The organism is Parenemella sanctibonifatiensis, from assembly GCF_002250565.1.
GTDB lineage: Bacteria > Actinomycetota > Actinomycetes > Propionibacteriales > Propionibacteriaceae > Parenemella > Parenemella sanctibonifatiensis.
Genome location: NZ_NMVJ01000001.1, coordinates 750,861 through 766,876, shown reverse-complemented (window position 1 = coordinate 766,876; position 16,016 = coordinate 750,861). Strand labels below are relative to the sequence as shown.

Annotated in this window: 14 protein-coding genes and 2 pseudogenes; 1 reads left to right on the top strand and 15 read right to left on the bottom strand. The window is 69.4% G+C overall.

What is annotated here, in order from left to right; genetic code table 11:
* Positions 1-218: 218 nt before the first annotated feature.
* From disA to CGZ91_RS03625, 5 genes are read right to left on the bottom strand one after another with little or no spacing between them, the layout of a single operon-like run.
* Positions 219-1,271 carry a DNA integrity scanning diadenylate cyclase DisA gene (disA, locus tag CGZ91_RS03645; RefSeq protein WP_094451714.1) on the bottom strand — a complete coding sequence of 351 codons (1,053 nt, stop codon included), beginning with the start codon at positions 1,269-1,271 and terminating at the stop codon, positions 219-221.
* Positions 1,272-1,288: 17 nt separating this feature from the next.
* Positions 1,289-2,683, bottom strand: coding sequence for a DNA repair protein RadA (gene radA, locus CGZ91_RS03640; RefSeq protein ID WP_094451715.1), 1,395 nt, complete (start codon positions 2,681-2,683; stop codon positions 1,289-1,291).
* Positions 2,684-2,716: 33 nt separating this feature from the next.
* Positions 2,717-3,745, bottom strand: coding sequence for a Gfo/Idh/MocA family protein (locus CGZ91_RS03635; protein ID WP_094452586.1), 1,029 nt, complete (start codon positions 3,743-3,745; stop codon positions 2,717-2,719).
* Between the two features lie 19 nt (positions 3,746-3,764).
* Entirely contained in the window at positions 3,765-4,847 is a 1,083-nt protein-coding gene (locus CGZ91_RS03630) for a histidinol-phosphate transaminase (protein WP_094452584.1), read from the bottom strand.
* Between the two features lie 41 nt (positions 4,848-4,888).
* Positions 4,889-5,524, bottom strand: a complete 636-nt coding sequence (locus CGZ91_RS03625) for a VOC family protein (protein ID WP_094451808.1) — start codon at positions 5,522-5,524, stop codon at positions 4,889-4,891.
* 105 nt (positions 5,525-5,629) lie between these two features.
* Between CGZ91_RS03625 and CGZ91_RS03620 the strand changes: the two genes are divergently transcribed.
* A complete protein-coding gene (locus CGZ91_RS03620; protein WP_094452582.1) occupies positions 5,630-6,433 on the top strand; it encodes a sugar phosphate isomerase/epimerase family protein in 804 nt (267 codons plus the stop codon).
* 385 nt (positions 6,434-6,818) lie between these two features.
* Here the strand turns inward: CGZ91_RS03620 and CGZ91_RS03610 are convergent, their stop codons facing one another.
* The 10 genes and pseudogenes from CGZ91_RS03610 to CGZ91_RS03575 form a co-directional block, all read right to left on the bottom strand.
* On the bottom strand, positions 6,819-7,427 hold the full coding sequence (locus CGZ91_RS03610) for a cadmium resistance transporter (protein WP_026936349.1): 609 nt from the start codon (positions 7,425-7,427) through the stop codon (positions 6,819-6,821).
* Positions 7,427-9,343: a heavy metal translocating P-type ATPase gene (locus CGZ91_RS03605; RefSeq protein WP_094452578.1), complete on the bottom strand. Its 1,917-nt coding sequence runs from the start codon at positions 9,341-9,343 to the stop codon at positions 7,427-7,429. The genes CGZ91_RS03610 and CGZ91_RS03605 overlap by 1 nt, the downstream gene beginning before the upstream one ends.
* Positions 9,340-9,699: a Cd(II)/Pb(II)-sensing metalloregulatory transcriptional regulator CmtR gene (cmtR, locus tag CGZ91_RS03600; protein WP_026936347.1), complete on the bottom strand. Its 360-nt coding sequence runs from the start codon at positions 9,697-9,699 to the stop codon at positions 9,340-9,342. The genes CGZ91_RS03605 and cmtR overlap by 4 nt, the downstream gene beginning before the upstream one ends.
* A gap of 313 nt (positions 9,700-10,012) precedes the next feature.
* A complete protein-coding gene (locus tag CGZ91_RS14500) occupies positions 10,013-10,210 on the bottom strand; it encodes a hypothetical protein (RefSeq protein WP_229116398.1) in 198 nt (65 codons plus the stop codon).
* A 45-nt stretch (positions 10,211-10,255) separates the two neighbouring features.
* A pseudogene (locus CGZ91_RS14920) lies at positions 10,256-10,378 on the bottom strand (hypothetical protein); the annotation flags it as partial.
* 293 nt (positions 10,379-10,671) lie between these two features.
* Positions 10,672-11,289: pseudogene (locus CGZ91_RS14915) on the bottom strand (HAD family hydrolase); the annotation flags it as partial.
* Entirely contained in the window at positions 11,286-12,194 is a 909-nt protein-coding gene (locus CGZ91_RS03590; RefSeq protein WP_094452576.1) for a DMT family transporter, read from the bottom strand. The gene CGZ91_RS03590 and the pseudogene CGZ91_RS14915, both read right to left, overlap by 4 nt.
* 84 nt (positions 12,195-12,278) lie before the next feature.
* The gene (locus CGZ91_RS03585; RefSeq protein WP_229116396.1) at positions 12,279-14,309 is read right to left on the bottom strand and encodes a copper-translocating P-type ATPase; all 2,031 of its coding nucleotides are present in this window, start codon (positions 14,307-14,309) and stop codon (positions 12,279-12,281) included.
* A 202-nt stretch (positions 14,310-14,511) separates the two neighbouring features.
* Positions 14,512-15,579, bottom strand: coding sequence for a type II glyceraldehyde-3-phosphate dehydrogenase (locus CGZ91_RS03580; protein WP_094452572.1), 1,068 nt, complete (start codon positions 15,577-15,579; stop codon positions 14,512-14,514).
* 110 nt (positions 15,580-15,689) lie between these two features.
* Entirely contained in the window at positions 15,690-15,962 is a 273-nt protein-coding gene (locus CGZ91_RS03575; RefSeq protein ID WP_229116395.1) for a metal-sensitive transcriptional regulator, read from the bottom strand.
* Positions 15,963-16,016 lie beyond the last annotated feature (54 nt).

Genomic DNA, 16,016 nt, shown 5'->3' with positions numbered 1-16,016 from the left:
AGCGGGCTGTAGTTGCGCACGGCCAGCCGCAGCGGCAGACCAACCTGCCGCCCCGTCATCGTTGCTGCGTCGGTGATCCCAACCGCCACCGTGGAAGGCGATGAGTGATCGGTTCGAGAGCTCGCAGTTCACGGTCGATACGGTCGCGGTCTGCCGCGACACCCTCTTCGTCAGGCACGACGCCATCCTCACCTGAACAGTCTGGTCGGCCGCTCGTCCTAGCCGCCGGGCTCCTCGAGGCGCAGCAGCGCCTCCCGGATCGCCTTGGCCCGTTGCTCTCCGACGCCCTCGATGCCCTGCAACTCGTGCTGCGGCGCGGCCACCAGATTCTGCACGGTGCCGAAGTGCGCCACCAGTCGCGGCCCCACCGTGGAGGGCAGTCCGGGGATCTGTGCCAGCACCCGGTGGCCGTGTCCGCCCATGTCGTCGGGGGCGAGCCGCAGCTCGCGCAGCACCAGGTCGAGGTTCAGCACGTCATGGGTGGACAGCGCGGCCAGCGCCGTCACGTCCAACGGGTCGCCTTCGACGGTGGTGTAGTCCAGGGCAAGAAGTTCGATCTGGCCACTCAGGTCGGGCCACAACTCCTGCAACTGGAGTCCCAACAGCCGCCCGTCGGTGCCAAGCTCGCGAACCGCGGCGCTGGTCTCCACGTGCAGCCGCCGCGACATCTCCCAGCGCTGCAGCACGGAGGCCACATCCCGATCGGTGACCTGGTCATGCAACTCGGCAGTGGTCAACGTGGCGAGCAGCTGACGCAGCCGATCGGCGTACTGGCCAAGGGTCTTGAGCAACTGGTTGGCCCGGTTCATCAGCTCGCCGGGCGGCAGGATCGGATGCCGTTCGCCCTCGAGGAAGAGGGCGATGGTCGACATCGACGCCGACACCGTCACCACCGGTACGCCGGTCTGGCGGGCGAACCGGTCTGCGGCGCCGTGTCGGGTTCCGGTCTCCACGGTCGGGATCTCCGGCGACGCAGCTAGGTGTACGCCGGCGTACAGGATCCGCGACAGGTCCGAGGACAGCAGGATGGCGCCGTCCATCTTGGCGAGCTCGCGCAGTGAGGTCGGTGCGAACGGGACGTCGATGCCGAAGCCGCCGGTGAACAGGCCCGCGACGTCCCGGTTGTAGCCGAGGACCACCAACGCTCCGGTACGCCCGTGCTGGATCCGTTCCAGGCCTTCGCGGAGACCGGACCCGGGCGCCAGCAGCGCCTTGTAGCGCGCGACGCGGTCGGCGGTACGCGCCGGGGAGTCGGTCGGATCGGCAGCCATGGCGGAAGTCTACGGAGTCAGTCGCCCTTGATCAGTCCCAGGGACCACAGCGCATTGCGGACCGTGTCGGCGGTCCGCACCCGCTCCACCCGTTTGCCCTCGGCGCGGTCGGATCCGGCCTGGGGTACGACGCAGTCGGCATAGCCCAACCGGCGTGCCTCGGCGACTCGTCGATCGGTGCCCGGCACCCTGCGCAGCTCGCCGGCCAGTCCGACCTCACCGAGCGCCACCACCGGGTGGCTGGACTCGCTGCTCAGCTGTGCCGGGCGCTGGAGGAAGGCTGAGGCCACCGCCACGGCGATCGCCAGATCCGCGGCCGGCTCGGCCATCCGTGCTCCACCCACGGTGGAGACGTAGACGTCGCGGGTCTGCACCGGCAGCCGCAGCCGCTGCTCCAACACTGCCAACACCATCGCCACCCGGGAATGGTCGACGCCATGGGTGATCCGGCGCGGATTGTTCTGGTTGCTGGCCGTCGCGACCAGGGCCTGCACCTCGGTCATCAGCGGCCGCCGGCCCTCCATTGCCACGCTCAGGCAGGTGCCCGGGGCGGTGGCCTCCAGCCCTGAGGTGAACAGCCCCGACGGGTCGGGCACCTCGACGATGCCCGACTCGACCATCTCGAAACAGCCGACCTCGTCGGCCGGTCCGAATCGATTCTTGGTGGCCCGGACCATCCGGAAGCCGCTGTGCCGTTCGCCCTCGAAACTCAGCACCACATCGACCAGGTGTTCCAGCAGCCGCGGCCCGGCGATGGCGCCGTCCTTGGTGACGTGGCCGACGATCATCACCGCCATCCCGCGCCGCTTCGCGACCCGGACCAGGGCGCCGGTCACCTCCCGCACCTGGGTCACGCCGCCCGGTGAGCCGTCTGCCTCAGCGGTACCGATGGTCTGCACCGAGTCGACCACCATCAGGCTCGGCTCGACCTCCTCGACATGTCCCAGGATGGTGCCAAGGTCGGTCTCGGCGGCCAGATAGAGCTCGTCGGCGAGGCCGCCCGTACGCCCGGCCCGCATCCGGACCTGGGCGGCGGACTCCTCGCCGGTCACATAAAGCGTGCGGCGGCCCCGCTCGGCCCAACGGGCGGCCACCTCCAACAGCAGGGTCGACTTGCCGACGCCTGGTTCACCGGCCAACAGCGCCACCGCACCGGGCACCAGGCCGTCGCCGAGCACCCGGTCCAACTCGCCGATCCCAGTGGGCGTACGCCGGGCGGCCCCGGCCTCCACCTCGGTGATCGGCACCGCCTTGCTGGTCGGCACCTGGCTGGCGACGTGGCGCAGCTTGGGTGCGGCATCCTCGGTGATGCTGCCCCAGGCCTGGCACTCGCCACAGCGGCCCACCCACTTCAGGCTGGTCCAGCCGCACTCGGTGCAGTGGAAGCCCGGTTTCTTCGTCTTTGTCGCCACACCCAGAGCCTACGGTGAGGGACCGACAGAATCTCAGATCTCGCTCAGGCTGACCTGTCGGTGCTCGTGCAGGCTGCGGTCCACCGCCTCGGTGAAGCGCAGATATTCCACCCCGTCGGCGAAGGTGGTGAAGCGGACCGGCTCCTCACCGCGGATGGCGCCGATGAACTCCTCCTCGACCCGCCAGCCGACCGGCGAGATCAACTCGACCTCTTCGGCAGCTGAATCGAGCCGGTGCAGGGTCAGCTGCTCGCCAGCAATGTGCAAAGTGCCCGTGGTGCCGTACAGGTAGATTCCGTTGGCCTGCCCGCCCGCCGGCGCGGTGGCCTGACTCAGCAGGATCCGCAGCTGCGGGCCGCTGGCGAGTACGCCGGTGACCTCCAAGTGATCCGGCACGTCGACCGGGCGCAGCACCCCGTCGGCGTCGGGACGGCGACCCACCGCGGTGCGGCCCACGGCATTCACCCGGGTGGCGTCCCCGAGCCAGCGACGCAGGGACTCGTAGTGGATCCCCAGCGTCATCACGTTCACCCCGCTGAGCCGGCGCTGGTGCCGGAACAGCAGCGGCTCCCCGGGATCCACGACGGACCGTTCCACCACCTCGACGCTGATCAGGTCGCCGAGCGTGCCGGTGGCCAACAGCGACTCGATGGTGCGATCGCTGGCCAGCGTGAAGGGCGCCGGCACCACCTGCGCGACCAACTGGGGACGGGCCTGGGCGGCGGCCAGCATCGCGCGGCCCTCGGCGACGGTACGCGCCAGCCGGGCCTCGCACAGGACATGTTTGCCGGCTTCGAGCGCGGCGATCGACAGCTGCGCGTGCATGTCGGGCCAGGTCCCGATGACGATCGCGTCCAGGCTGTCGTCGGCGATCAGGGTGGGCCAGTCGGCGTACACCTGCGCGATCCCGAACTCGTCGGCGACCCGCTGGCCCGACTCGACGCTGCGGTTGCTGACCGCAGACACCTCGACGCCGTCAATCGCCTGCAGTTTGGGGATGTGATGGCGTCGGGTATTGCCGCCGGCGCCGATGACGCCGACCCGGATCTGGCTGTCGCTCATGGCCTAGACCTTACGCGGCTCACCAGACCTGCAGCAGTGCCCCCACGACCCGGTCGGTCGCCTCGGCGGTGCCGACGGAGACGCGAATCCCCTCGCCGGCGAACGGTCGGGCGGTGATGCCGTCGGCGCTCAGTGCCTCGGCGATCTCATCGGTACGTTCACCGGTCTCGAGCCAGACGAAGTTGGCCGAGGTGCTCGGCACCTCGATGTTGCTCTCGGCGAGCAGGGCCACCAGCCGGGCCCGCTCGGCCAGCACCGGACGCAGCCGGGCGAGGCCGGCGTCGCTGTGCTCCAGACTCGCGATCGCAGCGGCCTGGGCGGCGCTGCTGGCAGAGAACGGCAGGTGTGCCTTGCCCACCTCGGCGACCACCTCCGCGCGCGCCAGGCCGTAACCGATGCGCAGCCCGGCCAGCCCGTACGCCTTGGAGAAGGTCCGCAACGCCACCAGATTGGGGTGGAGCTCCAGCAGTTCGACGGCCCGCACCCGATCCGGGGAGTCGTCGAACTCGTGGTAGGCCTCGTCGAGGATGACGGCCACCGTGTCAGGCACCTGGGTGAGGAAGTCGGCGATCTCGTCGTGGCTGAGGCCGACACCGGTCGGGTTGTTGGGCGTACAGATGATGACGGCTTTGGTGGCCGGCGTGATCGCCGCCGCCATGGCCGGGAGGTCGTGGCCGGCCTCAGCGGTCAGCGGCACCCGCACCGAGCTGGCGCCGGTCAGCTGTACGGCGATCGGGTACGCCTCGAAGGAGCGCCACGCGTACACCACCTCGTCGCCGGCCTCACACAGTGCGGTCAACAGTTCGTAGAGGACGCCGACGGCGCCGGACCCGACCAGCACCTGGTCCTCGGGCAGACCGTGGAAGCCGCCAATCGCCAGCCGCAACGCGGCGGCGCCCGCATCGGGATAGAGCTGCCCCGCCACCAGCGCCTCATGTGCGGCCTCGACCGCCTGCGGCAACGGTCCGAAGGGGACCTCATTGGAGGACAGTTTGAAGCTGGTCAGGCCGGGGATCTGAGGAGCCGGCTTGCCAGCGGCGTACGCGGGGATCCCGGCCAGCGATGACCGGAAGGACAGGGGGGAACGAAACGACTGCGTCACCCGGCCAGCTTAGTTCTCCTGTCCGGGTCGCGGTCGGCGGTTCAGATCCGGACCGGGCCGTTCGGGGTCAGGAAGGTGACGGCGTTGACGCCGGGGTAGGCGTTGGGGGAGCTCCACTCGAGCTGGATGCCGTCGAAGGAGTCGCCGACCTCGACGCCGAGCCATTCCTCGACCCGGTTGCGGTCACCAGACATTTCGATCCGGGCCACCGAGATGTCGCCGCCCAGGGCGCTGGGCAGCAGCTCGGGCTGGGAGCCCCACTTGAGGAAGTAGGGCAGCTGCGGGTCAGCGATCAGGTCACGGATGCCGATCTGCTTCCACTCCAGCCGACGGCCGTCGGGGAACTGTCGCGAGGCGGGCACGGCGTCGCGATCCAGCCGCGACTCATAGGGCTTCAGGTCCTCGACCGAGACGACCCAGCCCAGCCAGCCGCCGCCCATCTCGGAACGGGCCCGCACGGCCTGTCCGAAGGGCGCCTTGTCGGCTGCCGGGTGGTCCAGCACCTCGACGACCTCGATGTAGCGACGGTCCGCCAGCGGGAGGATGTGATTGCGCGTGCCGAACCGCGGGTGGAAGCCGCCGTCGCGGAAACGTTCGCCCAGCTGCTCACTCAGCTGGTCGACGACACTGGAGATCCCGTCGGGACCGGCTGCAAAAATGAGGTGGTCGACATGCATGGCGTCATTGTCCAGCAACCACGCGGGAACGGGAAATCGAGGCTCCCGAATCATGGCAGTCGATCGCCGCAGCCCCGTGCAGCGGGGAGCAACTAGGCTGATGGCGTGACTGAGTCCGCTGACATCCGCCGAGTCGCCCTGTCGACCTCGTCGGTCTATCCCGAAGGCACCTCCAGTGGCTTCGAGGTCGCCGGCAAGCTCGGCTACGACGGTGTCGAGGTGATGGTCGGCATCGATGCGATCGCCGCTGACCCGGTCGCGGTGGCCAAGCTGGCGGCCTTCCACCAGGTCCCGGTGCTGGCGATCCACGCCCCCTGCCTGCTCGTCTCCAAGCCAGTGTGGGGGCGTACGCCGACGGCCCGGCTCACCCGCGCTGCTGAGGTTGCTGAGGAGCTCGGTGCGCCGACGGTCGTGGTGCACCCGCCGTTTCGGTGGCAGCGCAAGGACGCCGAAGGTTTCCCGGAGCTGATTCCACAGCTGGAGGCCAAGCACGGGGTCACCATCGCCATGGAGAACATGTATCCGTGGAAGGTGCCCGGTCAGCAGCGGGTGCACGCCGAGGCGTACCTGCCGCACTGGGACCCCACCCATCTGCCCTACGAGCACCTGACTTTGGACCTCTCCCACGCCTCCACCGCCGGCGGCAGTTCGTTGGAGCTGGCGCGCAGCTGGGGTGAGCGACTGCGACACGTCCACCTCACCGATGGCCGCGGCTCCTTCAAGGACGAGCACCTGTCGCCCGGTGAGGGCGACCAGCACGCCGACGAGTTGCTGAGGCACCTGGTGGAGGTTGACTTCACCGGCGACGTCATCCTCGAGGTCAACACCCGCTCGGCGGGCAGCAAGGCGCAACGGGAGAAGGTGCTGGCCGAGGCGCTGGCCTTCACCCGGCGTCACCTCGCCGGATGAACCGCGGACGACTGACGATGAGCCGGATCTTCGGCACGGACTGGGTCACCCCGGTGAACCCCGACCACCGCCGTGGCCTGACCATCGAGGTGGTCCTGGTGCTGGCGGTCAGCCTCGGACATTCGGCAGTCCGCTCCATCCTCAACTTCATCCGATCCGCCACCAACCCCGAGCCGATCAGCCAACAGACCACCCGGCTCAACGTCGCCGTCACCCCCGATCGGCCCTGGCTTTACTGTGAGCATGGCCTCCGCCCATGCCTTCGTCCCCTGATCGATCAGGAGGACGAGCCCGCCGAGCGCGAGTGCCCCCGCCGTGAGCCGCCAACGCCCCCTCTGCTGCCGCTCTCCCGACGTCAGCTCAGCATCGGCAGCCGCGTCCGGGGTCATGCGAGGACCTCGACGAGGCGGACGATGACGCCGGAATCGATCAGGATGAACAGGCCCAGGCCGATGAACACGACGGGTACGAGCCAGTGCTCGACGCGTTCAAGCGTTTCGGTGACGGCCTTGTGGGTTCCGATCAGGCGTCCAGCAGCGCACCAGACGGCGACGAGGACGAGGAACACCGCGATCATGACGACGACGTCGCCGGGCGAACTGGTGCGGAAGATCGGCGTGTAGAGGGAGATGTTGTCGGCCCCGTTGGCGATCGTGATCCCGGCGACGCCCCACAGCCCGACCGCGGTGATCTTCTCGTCGTCGTCATCGTCGTCACCGTTGCGTCGCAGGCCCCGCACGAGGGTCCAGATGCCGATGCCGAGCGGGATCAGGCCGAGGAAGCCCACCCATTCGTCGGGGACGATGGTCAGGCCGAGCGCGGCGATCACGCTGATCACGACGAGGGTGATGAACCCGAGGTACTGGCCTGCGACGATCTGCCACGGTCGCGGCTTCCCTCGGCTGGAGGCCAGGAACAGCACGGTCAGCACGACGATGTCATCGATGTTGGTCGCAGCAAACAAGCCGATCGCGGAGCCGATGGTCGCAAGCATCAGCTCTCCAGCCGTGGGGTACGCGTGCGGGCGGCGCGGAGTCCGTTGAGGATCACGACGACCTCGGCGATCTCGTGGACCAGCACCACAGCGGCGAGTCCGAGGACGCCGAACAGCGCGAGCGGCAGCAGCGCGGTGATGATCAGCAGCGACAGGACGATGTTCTGGTTGATGATGCGGCGTCCGCGGCGGGCGTGGTCGAACGCGCGCGGGATGAGGCGGAGGTCGTGGCCGGTGAACGCGACGTCGGCGGACTCGATCGCCGCGTCCGAGCCGGTCGCGCCCATCGCGATGCCGATGTCCGCGGCGGCCAGAGCGGGGGCGTCGTTGATGCCGTCGCCGATCATTGCAACCGACCCCGCCTTTGACAGCTCCCCGATCGCGGTCGCTTTGTCTTCGGGACGCAGTTCCGCGCGCACGTCGCTGATACCGGCCTGCGCTGCCAGCGCCCGTGCCGTGCGGGCGTTGTCGCCGGTGAGCATCGTCACCCCGACGCCCTGCGCCGCGAGAGTCCGCACCACTTCGGGGACCTCGGGACGCAGCTCGTCGCGGACGCCGATCGCGGCGACAGGGGCCCCGTCGCGGTGCACGATCACAACGGTCATGCCCTGCTCCTCCAGGCCCGCGACCTGGTCGCCGAGCACCCCGGCGTCGAGCCAGCGGGGGCTGCCGACGGTGATCCGAGTCCCGTCGATCTTGCCCTCGATGCCGTGCCCGGCCTGCTCGGTCACGCCCTCCGCAGCCTGGGCTCCGGGGGCTGCGGCGGTGATCGCCGCGGCCAGCGGGTGCGTGCTGTGCTGCTCCAGCGCGGCCGCCCAGGCCAGCGCCTGGGCGTCGGTCACGCCGTCCGCGGCGAGGACCGCGGTGACGGCGGGCTCGTTGCCGGTGAGGGTGCCGGTCTTGTCGACGGCGACGTGGCGGACCGTGCCGAAGCGCTCGAACACCGCGCCGGACTTGATGATCACGCCGAACTTGCTCGCCGCGCCGATCGCCGAGACCACCGTCAGCGGCACCGAGATCGCCAGCGCGCACGGGGAGGCGGCGACGAGGACGACGAGGGCTCGGGTGATCCACAGCTCCGGGTCCCCGAACAGCGAGCCGACCAGGGCGACCAGGGCCGCGAGGACCAGCACGCCCGGGACCAGCGGGCGCGCGATCCGGTCCGCGAGGCGCGCTCGCTCGCCCTTCTCCGCCTGCGCCTGCTCCACCAGCTCCACGATGGTCGTGAGCGAGTTGTCGGTGCCCGCCGCCGTCGTCTCGACCTCCAGCGCACCGGCGCTGTTGATCGCGCCGGCCGACACGGCGTCGCCGGGCTCGACCTCGACCGGGATCGACTCGCCCGTGATCGCCGAGGTGTCCAGGCTGGAGCGCCCCGCACGGACGACTCCGTCGGTCGCGATCCGCTCGCCGGGACGAACCACCATGACCTGCCCGACCGCGAGGTCCTTCGCCGCAATCTCCACCAAAGCGCCGTCGCGGCGCACGGTCGCGGTGTCGGGGACCAGCTTCAGCAGCGCTCGCAGCCCGCCGCGGGCGCGGTCCATCGCCTTGTCCTCCAGCGCCTCTGCGATCGAGTAGAGGAACGCCAGCGCCGCAGCCTCTTCGACGTAGCCGAGGACGACTGCGCCGACCGCGCTGATCGTCATCAGCAGCCCGATGCCCAGCTTGCCCTTGAACAGCTTCCGGATCGCGCCCGGCGTGAACGTCGACGCGCCCAGCAGCAAGCCGACCCAGAACAGCACCAGTGCCGGGATCTCCATGCCGGACCACTCAAGGATCAGACCAGCGAGGAACGCGACACCGGAGAAGACCGGCACCATGATCCCGCGGTCCCTCCACCAGGGCCGCTCCTTCTCCTCGCTCTCATCGACTGCCGTGGTCGTCGGCTCGTGCTCGCAGCCGCATGCCGCGCTCACGCGTCTGCTCCCGCTCCGCAGCAACCCGGAACGGTGCACGACGAGTCCACGCACGGAGCGTGCTCGTCGACAGCCAGAGTCACATCCACCAGCGCGATGAGAGCGGCCGCGAGGTGCGGATCAGCGATCTCATACCTAGTCTGGCGACCCTCCGGCTCAGCGACCACGATGCCGCAGTCGCGCAGGCAGGTGAGGTGGTTCGACACGTTCGAGCGAGTCAGCTCCAGCTCACGCGAGAGCACCGCCGGGTAGCTCGGTCCCTCGAGCAGGGTCATCAGGATCCGGGAACGCGTCGGATCCGCCATGGCCCGGCCGAGCCGGTTCATGACGTCGAGTCGAGAAGCAATAGTCAGCATGCACTGAACTATACAGCACAGGCTGATCAATCGCCAGATGCATCAGCCTCCGCCACAAGGCGAAACAGCAGTCGACATCTGATGAATACGCGACTCAGCAACAATCGGTGCTACCAGTACACGTCGCGATCAGCTGGGATGCCGGCACCGTCACCCTCACCGACGCACAAGGACACACAATCGCGACCTACGAGAAGCCCGCGACCCGCCACGGCTGGCACGGCCCCACCCAGAACCGACCGTCCACGAACTCATGAGACACCCGACCGTCAACGATGTCCCGAGACACAACCGTCCACGATCTCGTGAGACATCACAGGAAGACGTGCAGGTTCAGCACCAGCTGGGTCTGGGTGTCGGCGTCCAGGGTGACGCCGAAGCGGTCCCACAGCCGCGCCCAGGCGTTTTCGTGGGCGGGCAGCAGGTCGGTGAACCCGCCGCGCGCCCAGCCCAGTTCACCGGCTGCGGCCAGCGCGGGGGCGGCGATCGCCCGGTCTTTGGAGGTGAACATCGTGACCGTCTTGTCGACCGTCACCGGCACGCGGTCCCGGAGCGAGAACTGGAAGAGCTGGGCGTGCCGGTCTCCGACGAGTTCGGGCACGGGAGGTGCAGCGGCCGCGCCGGTGATGGTGGTGCGCGCTGCGGTGGCGATCCGGATCCGGCTCTGCGTGGTCTCCACTTCCACCAGCAGGGAGCCGTCGCCGAGCGTGTCGGCGCCCAGGACGCGCAGGTGACGGTTGGCCAGCGCCCGGTGGGTCCCGTGGGCCGGGTCGAACCCGGCATAGACCAGGGTCCAGGGGTCGGCGCGCAGCGCCCCGAGGTCCAGTTCGGAGACGTCGGTGACGACGATGCTGGCCCCGGCGGCCTCCAGGGCGGCACGATCACCGGCCCGGTCCACCCCGACCACCAGGTCGAACCCCCGGCCCGGGCGCCACGGACCCCGGCGACGGCGTCCTCGACCACCGCCGCGCGGGCCGGGTCGACGCCGAGCCGTTCGGCCGCCCGCAGGAACATGGCGGGGTCGGGCTTGCCCGGCAGACCGAGTTCCTCGGCCTGCCGGCCGTCCACGACCACGTCGAAGAGCCCGTTCAGTCCGGTCACGGCCAGCACCTGTTCGGCGTTGCGGCTGGCGGTCACCAGGCCCACCGGCACCCCACCGGCCCGCAGACGCTGCAGCAGGTCCACCGTGCCGGGGAACACCCGCACGCCCTGCTCGGCGAGCAGGTCGAGGTAGATCCGGTTCTTCCGTGCTGCGAGCCCGCGTACCGACCAGTCGTCGGCCGCCCCGCCATCAGCGCCCGGTTTGATCTCGATGCCGCGGGCGGCCAGAAAGGCGGCCACGCCGTCCTCGCGGGAGCGCCCGTCGACGTAGCGCCGGTAGTCCTCGGTGACGTCGAAGGGAGCGTACGGGCCGCCGTCCAGCCGGGGGTCGGCCAGCGCCTCGTCGAAGAGGCGCTTCCAGGCGGCAGCGTGCACGGTGGCGGTGTTGGTGACGACGCCGTCCAGGTCGAAAATCACCGCCTCCTGCGGGGGCGTGGCGCCTGCCGGTGCGGGCGGTCGACCCTGCTCGTGTGTCGTCGTCCGGGTCATCGCGCGCCTCCAGATCGGTAATGGGGATCAACCGGAGGGTCCGCCGCCGGCGCCGGATCGGTCGGTCGGTGTGGCGCTGGTGGGGCCGGGCGCCGCAACACGATCCACGTGGCGGCCAGGACCACGACCAGACCCGCGGCGGTCCACCCAGTCGGGCGTTCGCCGAGCACCGCAAAACCGATCCCGATCCCGACGACCGGGGTGAGGAACGTCCAGGCGGTGAGTGTGTCAAGGCGCGAACGGCGCGCCTCCGCGAACCACGCCACCGTGGTGGCCGCCGTGCCGACCAGGGCGAGAAAGAGCAGGGCGAGCACGAACCGTGGGGTCCAGACGATCACCGCAGGTCCCTCCGCCACCGCAGCCACCACCGCCAGGGCGGCCCCGCCGACGAGCAGGTGCCATCCGGTGAACACCACGACATCGACTCCGCGCAGGCGCCGGGACAGCAGCGTCCCGGCGGTGACCGCCGCGGCGGACACCAGCGACAGCACGGCCCCGCTGCCTCCGCCGCCAGGGACCGCGACCAAAACCAGGCCGATGAAGCCCAGGCCCAGTGCGGCACTGGTGCGGGCCGACAGCTTCTCTCCGTACAGCCACCACGCGGGGACCAGGATGAGCAGGGGCTGAGCATTCGCGAACACCGCCGCGGTGCCGGTCGCACCGGTGTCGACGCCGGCGAACATCGCAGCGAACGCGACGGTCACGTTCACTAGTCCCAGCACCGTGATCCAGGCCCAGTCCCGTGCCGCTGCCGGTGCCGGGCGGCGTTGAGTAGCACCCAGCGCGACCAGCGCGGCACCCGCGAGCAGGGCCCGCAGCGCGGCGTACCACAGGACGGGCGCGTCCCGCAGGCCCCACTCGATCGCCACGAAGCACGCGCCCCAGGCTGCGGTGATCCAGATCATGCGGCCAGCGCGCGGTGGTCGCGGCGCTCCGGACTCCCGGCCGAGGGGGTCGCTGGCAACGACGGGGGTGACGGGGGTGGCCAGCTACATCTCGACCCTTCTCAACAGCTGAGCGTTGAGGGAGACGACGATGGTGCTCGCCGACATGAGTACCGCACCCAGCGCTGGCGTCAGGAGAGTTCCCCACCCGGCCAGTACCCCTGCTGCCAGTGGGATGGCCACGATGTTGTACCCGGCTGCCAGCCAGAGGTTCTGCATCATCTTTCGGTACGTGGCCCTGGACAATGTGACGATTCGAGGGATGTCGCGGGGATCGGACCGAACAAGCACGATGTGACCGGCTTCCACGGCGACGTCAGTTCCGGCGCCGATAGCGATCCCGAGGTCAGCGGTGGCCAGCGCCGGAGCGTCGTTCACTCCGTCGCCCACCATGGCCACCTTCCGGCCTTCCTGCTGCAGCTCGCGGATCTTTGAGGCCTTGTCCTCGGGCAGCACCTCGGCGAACACGGTGTCAATCTGCAGCTCCTCAGCCACCGCGTTGGCAACTGGCCACGAGTCGCCGGTGAGCATGGCCACCTCGATACCACGCTCGTGGAGCGCGCTGATTGCCTCACGGCTCTCTTCGCGGACGGCGTCCGCCACGACGAACACGCCCAGGGCCTTGCCGTCTTGAAGGAGGTAGATGGCCGCCTGACCCCGCTCGGAGGCCTGGGCCGCGGCCGCCCGCAGGGCCTCAGGCACGTGTGCCTCCTCGGCCTCGAGAAGACGGGGTCCACCCATGTGGTACTCCGCTCCATCCACCGACGCCGCAACGCCCTTGCCGGTGATCGAGCGGAACCCCTCTGGGGAGGGAACGTCGATTCCACGGTCCTGCGCCGTGGTGACGATCCCCCGGGCGATGGGGTGTTGAGATTCCGCCTCGACACCGGCAGCGATCCGCAGGGCGTCCTCCTCCGTGACGCCATCCGCTACCGCCAGATTCACGACGCGAAACTCACCCAGGGTCAAGGTGCCGGTCTTGTCGAAGACCACCACGTTCAAGAGGCGGGCCTCTTCCAGGCCCCTTCGATCGCGCACCAGCAGCCCGTTCTGGGCACCGAGGGTGGTCGAGATCGCCACCACCAGCGGGACGGCCAGGCCCAGCGCGTGCGGGCAGGCGATCACGAGCACCGTGACCACGCGTACGATGGAGAAGTCGATAGGGGCCCCCAGGAGTTGCCACACGATCAGGGTCAAGACGCCGGCAACCAGGGCCACCGCGGTGAGCAGCTGAGCGGCACGGTCGGCCAGATGCTGGGCTCGGGACTTCGACCCCTGCGCCTCCGAGACCAGCCGCATGATTCCCGAGAGCATGGTGTTCGTTCCGGTCCCGGTCACCTCCACCCGCAGGGAACCCTCGCCATTGATCGTCCCGGCGAGGACGTCCTGCCCCTCGCTCTTCTTCACTGGGCGGGACTCCCCGGTGATCATCGCCTCATTGAGTTCGCTTGTTCCGCGTCGCACGACCCCGTCAGCGGGGATGCTCTCACCGGGTCGCACGAGCACCACGTCGCCGTCCTGCAACTCCGCCACGGCCACGGTCTCCTCGCCGCCGTCGGTGATGCGCGTCGCCAGGTCCGGCAGCAGCTTCGCCAACTCCTGAAGCGCGCCCTGGGCTTGGTCGATCGAACGCATCTCCACCCAGTGCCCGAGGAGCATGATGGTCACCAGGGTGGCCAGCTCCCACCACAGGGGCTCGGCATCGAGGAGCCCGAGCTGCACCACCCACGAGAACACAAACGCCACGCTGATGGACAGGGCGATCAGCGTCATCATGCCCGGGAGCCGGGCCCGCAGCTCGTGCCAGGCCCCCTGGACGAAGATCCATCCTCCGTAGATGAAGATCACGGTGCTCAGCACCGGAGGAATCCAGGTGGAACCCGCAAATTCTGGCGCCTGGTAGCCAAGTAGCTCTTGAATGTGCTCGGCCCAGAACACGACCGGCAGTGTCAGGACGAGTGCAACCCAGAACCGGTTGCGGAACATCTCCGGGGTGTGGCCTTCATGCTTGTCGTGCCCAGCATGATCATCCGGGCCAAGCTGCGGATCGTGCGCTGCATGCCCGGGGTGACTCACGACCTCGTCGTGCCCCGGAGCCGGGGCCTCGGTGAGCTGATTCCGCCCGCGTGATGCAGCGGGAGGTGCTGTCGGTGGATCTCGGTGCTCGCCGGCACGGTGCCCAGCGTTCCGACGGATGGACTCACCCGATCCGCGGTCCGCACCCCGGTGATGGCGCTTATTGGGGTCTGCCTCTGACATTGGTTATCTCCTCACTCGATCAGCCCTGCGCTGTCCGGCCCGACGGCAGACCTGCAGCGGCCAGGAACTCCTGCCGCATGCCGAGGACCTCGTCGGTCAGTCCGATGGAGGTGGCGGCGTCGCGGGCCGTGCTGGTCAGGGCGCGGATGGCGTCGATGGTCTCCGGGACGACGATGGCCTCGTTGTTGACCTGGTAGGTCAGGTAGGCCTCGTCGCCGTCGACGCTGAGGACGTCCTCCCACAGCGCGACCTCCCACATGTCCCCGCGGGGCCGGCCCAGGTCGCGCATGAGTTCCACGGTCGTGTTGAGCGCCGTCAGCCCGTCGGACATGCGGATGAACGCGATCCGCGGTGCCGACCGCAGGGCCTGGAGGACGTCCTCCCGGTCTGCTGGACGGGTCAGTTGCAGCGTCCAGAAGTGGTTGTGGGTCTGGGTGTGGGCGGCCTTGGCGGCGATGGTCACCACGTCCAACTCGGGCAGGACGGTCTTGGCGTCCGGTCCCTGGTGGGAGGGGATGGCGGCCTCGGGCACCATTGTGTTCATGATCCCGCCCTCGTGGGACTCGCTGGGGTCGGTGGCCCGGCGGATCAGCACCCCGCGGGCCCGGGCCAGCAGCCCGGCATCCTGCAAGGCGCCGAGGACGCGCACGATGCTGGTGGTGTTGCAGGAGACCACCCGGGTCATGTCCCGGCCCAGCGCGCTGGCGTAGTTGGCCTGGGCGACGAAGGAGTGCCCCGTCGTGGTGTGGGACTCCCCGCCCTGCAGCACCACCTTGACCCCGGCGGCCTGGTAGGTGGGCAGGTTGGTGGCAGCAACTCGCTTTGGCGTGGTGTCGACAACGACGTCGACCTGGTCAAGCAGGTCGGTCAGGGTGCCGGCCACCGGCACGCCGGCCTCGCGCATCGCTGTGCCAGCCGTCTCGGTGGCGGCATACACCGTGATGCCGAGTTCGGCGGCGGTGCGGATGCGCCAATCGGGGGCCACATCGGCGACCCCGACCAACTCCATGTCCGGCATCGAGCGCACCGCGTCGGCGACTCGCTTACCGATGACCCCGTAGCCGTTGACGGCAACCTGAACGTTCATGTGTTGACCTCCCGGTCCCTGCGTGTTTGTGGTCTGTGTTCGTGATCTGTGGTGATGGGTTCAGCGCGCCGGCGCGCGCGGTCCACACCTAGCGGCCCGTCGATGGGTGGTTAGCTGCGCACCAGGCGGGCGATGGCGGCGGAGGCCTCCTTGAGCTTGGCGTCATGTTCCGGGCCGCCGGTGCTGGCGGCGTCGATGAGGCAGTGGCTCATGTGGCCCTCCAGCAGGGCCAGCGCCACGCACTGCAGGGCCCGGTTGACGGCCGCGATCTGCGTGAGGACGTCGATGCAGTACTTGTCCTGCTCGACCATGCGGGCGATGCCGCGGAACTGACCCTCGATCCGCGCCAGCCGGACGAGCACGTCGTCTCGCGAACCCGTCACGGGCCGGATGGTTGTCATCGGTCTGTCCTCCTTTCTCTGAGGCACCTTTCTCTG

Excerpts from the sequence above, each read along its gene's own strand:
- CGZ91_RS03635 (WP_094452586.1), bottom strand. The coding sequence starts at position 3,745 with ATGAGCGACAGCCAGATCCGGGTCGGCGTCATCGGCGCCGGCGGCAAT.
- CGZ91_RS03580 (WP_094452572.1), bottom strand. The coding sequence starts at position 15,579 with ATGAACGTTCAGGTTGCCGTCAACGGCTACGGGGTCATCGGTAAGCGA.
- CGZ91_RS03590 (WP_094452576.1), bottom strand. The coding sequence starts at position 12,194 with ATGATCTGGATCACCGCAGCCTGGGGCGCGTGCTTCGTGGCGATCGAG.
- disA (WP_094451714.1), bottom strand. The coding sequence starts at position 1,271 with ATGGCTGCCGATCCGACCGACTCCCCGGCGCGTACCGCCGACCGCGTC.
- CGZ91_RS03625 (WP_094451808.1), bottom strand. The coding sequence starts at position 5,524 with ATGCATGTCGACCACCTCATTTTTGCAGCCGGTCCCGACGGGATCTCC.
- CGZ91_RS03610 (WP_026936349.1), bottom strand. The coding sequence starts at position 7,427 with ATGCTTGCGACCATCGGCTCCGCGATCGGCTTGTTTGCTGCGACCAAC.
- cmtR (WP_026936347.1), bottom strand. The coding sequence starts at position 9,699 with ATGCTGACTATTGCTTCTCGACTCGACGTCATGAACCGGCTCGGCCGG.
- CGZ91_RS14500 (WP_229116398.1), bottom strand. The coding sequence starts at position 10,210 with ATGTTCACCTCCAAAGACCGGGCGATCGCCGCCCCCGCGCTGGCCGCA.